The following is a 4,041-nucleotide window of genomic DNA, read 5'->3' as shown; positions in this document are numbered from 1 at the left end:
TTCGGATACGCTACAACGTCGGGCGGATTGTCGAATTCGCCGCGGATCGCACGAGCAACGTCAATCGTCGACGCTCCATATGTGTGATAGAGCCGCTCATGATGATCGACCGTGCAGATCGACTTGAGCGATTCGGGCACGGCTATCCGGGGGGCACGCAGCTTGATCATTTCGGGCCGCGGAAACGGCACCGGTTCGAAATCTGACACCCCTAGCAAGCGGGTCCATGCTTTTTCAAATTCGACGAGCTCGTCGTTGGACACATCTTCGCCCTCGTAGCCCCACCCATAGAACTTGCGGCGTCGCTTCTGCATCTGCATCTCCTTTTTCATGGTTGCCAACGTTGTCACCTTCTGGTTAAACCAGCTATATTTCCTCGACAAAACATCGATTTAGCGTTTTGCAATCGTTGGCATAGAGTATCGGCGCGTGCGCAACCGTGTCAACGCTGATCGCGCTAGGGTTTACGTGGGAGTCGGCCGCGCACGCCGTGGACGAATTGCTTGACGGGGTGGCTAAGAGCTACCGATCGGCGCGAGGTGGCATTCTGATCGAGCGATCGAAGAGAAGAGAAGCGGAGAGAAGCGCGCGCCTGCGCGGTGTCACAGTCAAATAGGTCTAAACCAAGTCTGCTAAAAAGCGCCCGCAATCTGGTAGCAAAGCGAATGTGACGCTTGCTTGTGCATCATGCAGCCCGGGCAGTGCTCTGCCTCACGATCAGCTCAGCTTCAAATTGGTCCTGTTGACACTCGCTCGTGCCCGTTGCGTTGATTTGGCGCAAAAGGTTCTTCGCGCTGAGTTTGCCGATCCTAACCGCGTCGGAGCGAATGGTCGTGAGCGGGGGAAACGTCAAAGATGCGATGTCCCAGTCACCGAATCCCGTAATCGACACCTCCGAAGGCACGTCGATTCCGAGTTCCCGGCATTCGGCCAGTACCGTGGCAGCAATCATATCGTTGCCGCACACCAGCGCGCTGGGCCGCACCCCTGTGTGCATAACTCGACGAGTCGCTTCACGGATTTCCCCCGGATCGTATCGCGTCGGGACCACATCGCGCGCCTCCAGGCGTATTCCGTGGATGGCTAGGGCTTGTCGCACGCCGTTAAGCCGTGTAGCCGCTAATGGCACTCCGATCGGTCCAGGCAGCACAGCGAACCGCTGATGTCCGAGCCGCACTAGGTGCTCCGCGACGCGAGCCATCGCCAAACGGTTGTCATAACCGACGCTCGGATGGAGAGCGGAGGCGTCGGTCGCCCACATCAGCACGTATGGAAGCTTCTGTTTCCGCACAAGTGCGAGAAGATCGGGATGGTGGTTCGTCCCGATCAACGCCAGACCATCGACTCGCCGTTCAATCAGGGTGCGTACGATGGTCAGTTCCAGATCGGGATCGTCGCGATGACAGGTCAGCAGCCCCGTGTAACCGATGCGAAGGAATTCTCCTTCCAGCGTGTCAACTGCCCGCGCGTAGAGCTCGTTCATCAAGGTTGGCGCCACAATGCCGATTGACTGCGACCGCCCGGAGCGTAAGACCCGTGCGGGCGCGTACGGCAGGTAATCGAGCGACTCAATGGCGTCCTTCACTTTTTTCAGTGTCTTCGGATGAAGGCGCTCTGGTGCGGCCAGCGCTCGCGACACAGTTGATGTTGACACGCCCGCCAGTGCAGCTACCTGTTTGAGGCTAATCATTGGCTATCCAGATCCGCAAAGGGCGGCGCCCGCCTGACCCCCACGGGATGCGTGGATCGAAGGCGGCGACTCCAATTTTATCTGAGTTGCCAAAATGACGATCCTGGTGGCCGATCGCTCCAAGGACGTAGCGGAGGCGCCGGTATAACGCAAGGAAATAGCAAGAATTGTCCTCGGACGCGCGATGGCATACACTGTAGTGACTGAGCCGTCAGTCAGTTACGTCTTTGCCGACCGCTTGGCCACATCTTCCGTCGAGTATTCAAGCCCGCGAAATGATGCTCGAACAAACTCTCCATTCGCATATACGCATGAAATCCGATGCATCTTCCAACGACCAGTCTCCCGCAGTCCGCAAGCCTCGCGCGCGCATCGTCAAAACAAATACTCGCGACGAAACGCTCGTGCAAGAGCGCCGCGACATACTAGTCCGTGCGGCTATCAGAGTTTTTATAGAAAAGGGATTTCATGAGGCAACGGTACGCGACATAGGACGTGCAGCCGATATGACACAGGGGACGATCTATAACTATGTCAAATCGAAGGATGACATCTTGTACCTTGTCTGCGATCGGATTATTGCCGAGTACCAATTCAAGGTGAAACAGGCACTTGACGAATCCGCGGCGCCGGCAACGCAAGTTTCAGGGGCGCTGCGTACGGTCGCACGCATCATGTACGAGCACCAGGACGAGATCATGCTGATTTATCAAAATAGCCATCTGCTCGACAAGCGGTCTCGTAAAGTGATCCTTGCGCGTGTCGAGGAGTTCATCGCGATGTTTGAGGGGATTCTTTCGACGGCCAGTTCTGAGACCCGGCTCGATTTCGGCAATCTTCATATCGCTGCAAACATTGTCACATTCCTGCCGACCATGATCGCATTGCGCCGCTGGTCGTTGCGTGATCGCACCGAGCCGGAAGAAGTAATCGAAGCACTTAGCACCTTCATGGCCCGAGGCCTTGGCTTCAAGTAATCTCAGTCAAGGTTACACAAAATCGCCAGCCCCCGGCAGATCCGGGTAAAAGCGACGCGAACCGAACATCGTCGAGACCGCGGTCCAGTCGAGCGTCCTGTCGAAATGTTGGCAGTAGTCCTGAGCAGGTTCTCCGCGACGCTATGTAGAGGGGTAATCGCGTCTACGCCGCGCGCCGCGTCGAGCGCGCAACGCATGTCCTTCGCCATGCCGGTCACTGGAAACGTCGGTTGGGCGAAACGCCGGCTCGCGGCGGCGCCGGGCACGACTCCTGGTAGAGGGTAGTATGCGTCAAACACCCGGTGCCGTTTGCGATTACGTCATACATTGACTGCGCGTCGAGTCCCAGCTTGAGCCCGTGTCCGCGCTTCCGCGGCGACCATCAAGTTGGTTGCGCAGATCATGTGGGTAACGAGTTTCATTTTGCTGCCGCTACCGAACGGCCCGCTGTGGAGAATGCGCTCGCCCATCGCCTCCAACACGGGGCGGATGCGCGTGACTTGTGCGCCCGTACCTCCCACCATGAACGTTAGCGTTCCGGCTTCCGCACCTTCTACGCCGCCTGTCAGTGGAGCATCGACGAACTGCGCGCCCGCCCGCGTCCCCCTCACGCCGAGTCGTTCGATCGTCACGACGTCGGCAGTGGAGCATTCGAGCAGCAACGTTTTGCGCGGCGTGAGCGCAAATAGACCAGCGTCGCCTTCTACACCTGCAGCGAGACATCGGGCGTCGGCAGCATCGTAATTGCGATTTCCTGACGCGCGACCTCGGCGAGTGAAGCAGCCGCCGCCCCACGCTCTGCGCCGCGTCTTAGCGCGGCCTCGTCATTGTCAAATACACACACCTCATGTCGGTGGTGCAGCAGGTTCCCGATCATTCGATAACCCATCCGGCCAGCACCGACGAAACCGATCTTCATACTGCCCCCTTCCCATTCAATCGGTTCGACTCAGGGCGCGGATTGCGCAGAGTGCGCCCGGGTTTTCCAGTGACGCAATGTCACCGAGCGGCTGCCGCTCGTATGCGCGTTTAATGAGACGCCGCATCACCTTTCCGCTTCGTGTCTTTGGAAGTTCGCCGACGACATGCACCTCCGATGGCGCGAATTCCCGGCCGACTTTTCGCGCGACGATCCTCTTGATTTGCTCGCAAAGGTCGTCATCGGTTTGCGCCTCTGTCGACATTTCGTCGGGAACGACGAACACGACGAGTCGGTGCCCCTTTTGCGGATCTGCGATGCCTACCGCCGCCACTTCTGCCACCGCTTGTAAGCTCACGACGACGTCTTCGATCTCTATTGGCCCTACGCGCTTGCCCGCGATCTTAAGCGTGTCGTCGGAACGGCCGTAAAGGAAGAACATGTGATCGTCGTAC

Annotated in this window: 5 protein-coding genes and 1 pseudogene; 1 reads left to right on the top strand and 5 read right to left on the bottom strand. The window is 58.2% G+C overall.

From position 1 onward, the window contains the following. Together NCT32_RS36485 and NCT32_RS36480 are read right to left on the bottom strand one after the other, a co-directional pair. A pseudogene (locus NCT32_RS36485) lies at positions 1-332 on the bottom strand (FAD-binding oxidoreductase); the annotation flags it as partial. Between the two features lie 353 nt (positions 333-685). After that, positions 686-1,690 (bottom strand): substrate-binding domain-containing protein, encoded by a 1,005-nt coding sequence (locus tag NCT32_RS36480; RefSeq protein ID WP_061121967.1) that lies wholly within the window; start codon positions 1,688-1,690, stop codon positions 686-688. A 311-nt stretch (positions 1,691-2,001) separates the two neighbouring features. On the opposite strand from NCT32_RS36480, the gene NCT32_RS36475 reads away from it, so the two are divergent. Next, on the top strand, positions 2,002-2,667 hold the full coding sequence (locus NCT32_RS36475) for a TetR/AcrR family transcriptional regulator (RefSeq protein WP_250491506.1): 666 nt from the start codon (positions 2,002-2,004) through the stop codon (positions 2,665-2,667). 320 nt (positions 2,668-2,987) lie between these two features. Here NCT32_RS36475 and NCT32_RS37795 read toward each other — a convergent pair whose 3' ends face one another. The 3 genes from NCT32_RS37795 to NCT32_RS36465 are packed head-to-tail and all read right to left on the bottom strand — an operon-like array spanning position 2,988 to position 4,028. Then, on the bottom strand, positions 2,988-3,329 hold the full coding sequence (locus tag NCT32_RS37795) for an NAD(P)-binding domain-containing protein (protein WP_409219322.1): 342 nt from the start codon (positions 3,327-3,329) through the stop codon (positions 2,988-2,990). Between the two features lie 41 nt (positions 3,330-3,370). After that, positions 3,371-3,586, bottom strand: a complete 216-nt coding sequence (locus tag NCT32_RS36470; RefSeq protein WP_250491505.1) for an NAD(P)-binding domain-containing protein — start codon at positions 3,584-3,586, stop codon at positions 3,371-3,373. Positions 3,587-3,602: 16 nt separating this feature from the next. Next, positions 3,603-4,028 carry an AMP-binding enzyme gene (locus tag NCT32_RS36465; RefSeq protein WP_061122040.1) on the bottom strand — a complete coding sequence of 142 codons (426 nt, stop codon included), beginning with the start codon at positions 4,026-4,028 and terminating at the stop codon, positions 3,603-3,605. Positions 4,029-4,041 lie beyond the last annotated feature (13 nt).

This window comes from Caballeronia sp. INML2 (assembly GCF_023631365.1).
GTDB lineage: Bacteria > Pseudomonadota > Gammaproteobacteria > Burkholderiales > Burkholderiaceae > Caballeronia > Caballeronia turbans.
This window is presented reverse-complemented; position numbering and strand designations above follow the sequence as displayed.

Coding starts and splice junctions, on each gene's coding strand:
- NCT32_RS36475 (WP_250491506.1), top strand. CDS start 2,002: ATGAAATCCGATGCATCTTCCAACGACCAGTCTCCCGCAGTCCGCAAG.
- NCT32_RS36480 (WP_061121967.1), bottom strand. CDS start 1,690: ATGATTAGCCTCAAACAGGTAGCTGCACTGGCGGGCGTGTCAACATCA.
- NCT32_RS36470 (WP_250491505.1), bottom strand. CDS start 3,586: ATGAAGATCGGTTTCGTCGGTGCTGGCCGGATGGGTTATCGAATGATC.
- NCT32_RS36465 (WP_061122040.1), bottom strand. CDS start 4,028: ATGTTCTTCCTTTACGGCCGTTCCGACGACACGCTTAAGATCGCGGGC.